Here is a 1,911-nt window from a genome sequence, read left to right as displayed (position 1 = left end):
CGGACAGCGCCAGCAGGAGCAGCCAGGCCGAGGACAGCGCGGCGGTGTGGCTCGCCGCGCTGTCCTCGGCCTGGCTGCTCCTGCTGGCGCTGTCCGCGGACGGGGTGTGGCTGGCCTTCCCGCTGTACTTCCTCCAGCTCCACCTGCTCCCCCGGCGCGCCGCCCTTCCCGCGGTTGTGGCCACCGCGTCCGCCGGCATCACGGCCTACGCCGCGCACGCGGGCGCGCTCACCCCGGCCGCGGTGATCGGCCCGTCGCTCGGCGCGGCGGTGGCGGTCGCGGTGGTGCGCGGCTACCAGGCGCTGTACCGGGAGAGCGAGCGGCGCCGGCGGCTGATCGAGGAGCTGACCGCGACGCGCGCCGAGCTGGCGCTCGCCCAGCACACCGCGGGGGTGCTGGGCGAGCGCGAGCGGCTGGCCGGGGAGATCCACGACACCCTGGCCCAGGGCCTGACCAGCATCCAGTTGCTGTTGCGGGCCGCCGAACGTGCCCTGCCCGCCGCCCCGGAGGCGGCCGCCCGCCACGTCGGGCAGGCCCGGCAGACGGCGGTGGACAACCTGGCCGAGGCGCGCCGGTTCGTGGCCGCGCTGGCCCCGCCCGCGCTGGACGGCACCACTCTGGCCGGCGCGCTGGAACGCCTGTGCGCCACCACCACCGCGCGGCACCGGATCACCGTGCGCTTCCGGTGCGGCGGCGCCGCGCGGCCGCTGCCCACCGCGCACGAGGTCGCCCTGCTGCGGATCGCGCAGTCGGCGCTGGCCAACACCGTCCGGCACGCGGGGGCGGCCACGGCCGAGGTGACGCTCAGCCACCGGGCCGACCACACCGCCGTGGAGGTGGCCGACGACGGGCGCGGCTTCGCGCCGGAGCGGTTGCCGGCGTCCGGGCCGGAGGGCGGCGGCTACGGGCTGGCCGCGATGCGCGCCCGGGTGGACGCACTCGGCGGGACGCTCACCGTCTCCTCCGCGCCCGGCCGGGGCACGGTGCTGACCGCCCGCCTCCCCCGTGCGGACGGGGAGGACCGGTGACCGTGCCCGGCCCGATCCGGCTGCTGCTGGCCGACGACCACCCGGTGGTACGGGCGGGGCTGCGGGCCGTGCTGGAGACCGAGCCCGGCATCATGGTGGCCGCCGAGGCCGCCACCGCCGAGGAGGCGGTGGTCCGGGCGCTGGCCGGCGGGGTGGACGTCGTCCTGATGGACCTGCGGTTCGGCGCGGGGATGACCGGGGCGCAGGCCACCGCCGAGATCACCGCCCGGCCGGGCGCGCCGAGGGTGCTGGTCGTCACCACCTACGACTCGGACGCCGACACCCTGCCGGCCATCGAGGCGGGGGCCACCGGCTATCTCCTCAAGGACGCCCCGCCCGAGGAGCTGGCGGCGGCCGTCCGGACCGCCGCAGCCGGCCGCACCGCGCTGGCCCCGAGGGTCGCCGACCGGCTGATGCACCGGCTGCGCGCCCCGGCCGCGTCGCTGACCCGCCGGGAGACGGAGGTCCTGGCGCTGGTCGCGGAGGGCCTGTCCAACCAGGCGGTCGCCGCCCGGCTGCATCTCACCGAGGGGACGGTGAAGTCGCACCTGGGGCGGGTCTTCGGCAAGCTCGGCGTGGAGTCGCGGACCGCCGCGGTCGCCGCCGCGGCGGACCTCGGGCTGATCCGCCGCTGACCCGCGGCGTGTGCGCCGGTCAGCCGCCGGTCAGCCCAGGGCCGCACGGGCCAGGGTGACGCCGAGCCAGGCGGCCCCCAGTCCGGCGGCGGTGGAGGCCAGCACGTTGGCGGCGGCGATCCGGCCGGCGCCCGTCTCGACGAGCCGCAGGGTCTCGTAGGAGAAGGTCGAGTAGGTGCTGAGCGCCGCGCACAGGCCCGGGCCGATCAGCTGGTGGACCGCCTCGGGCACGGCGGCCGAGGCGGTCG

General features: G+C 78.4%; 3 protein-coding genes. 2 read left to right on the top strand and 1 reads right to left on the bottom strand.

Annotation, left to right across the window (positions count from 1 at the left end; all coding sequences use genetic code 11):
- Both C6N75_RS28220 and C6N75_RS28215 read left to right on the top strand, forming a co-directional pair.
- A partial coding sequence (locus C6N75_RS28220; RefSeq protein ID WP_105871689.1) for a sensor histidine kinase occupies positions 1-1,028 on the top strand: 1,028 nt, incomplete at its 5' end.
- Entirely contained in the window at positions 1,025-1,663 is a 639-nt protein-coding gene (locus C6N75_RS28215) for a response regulator (RefSeq protein WP_105871688.1), read from the top strand. The genes C6N75_RS28220 and C6N75_RS28215, both read left to right, overlap by 4 nt.
- Before the next feature lie 30 nt (positions 1,664-1,693).
- Here C6N75_RS28215 and C6N75_RS28210 read toward each other — a convergent pair.
- On the bottom strand, positions 1,694-1,911 hold a 218-nt coding region (locus C6N75_RS28210), incomplete at its 5' end, for a fluoride efflux transporter FluC (protein ID WP_181160656.1).

Source organism: Streptomyces solincola, from assembly GCF_002982015.1.
Taxonomy (GTDB): Bacteria; Actinomycetota; Actinomycetes; order Streptomycetales; family Streptomycetaceae; genus Streptomyces; species Streptomyces solincola.
Note: the sequence above shows the minus strand (reverse complement) of the source record. Positions and strands in the feature narration are given on the sequence as shown.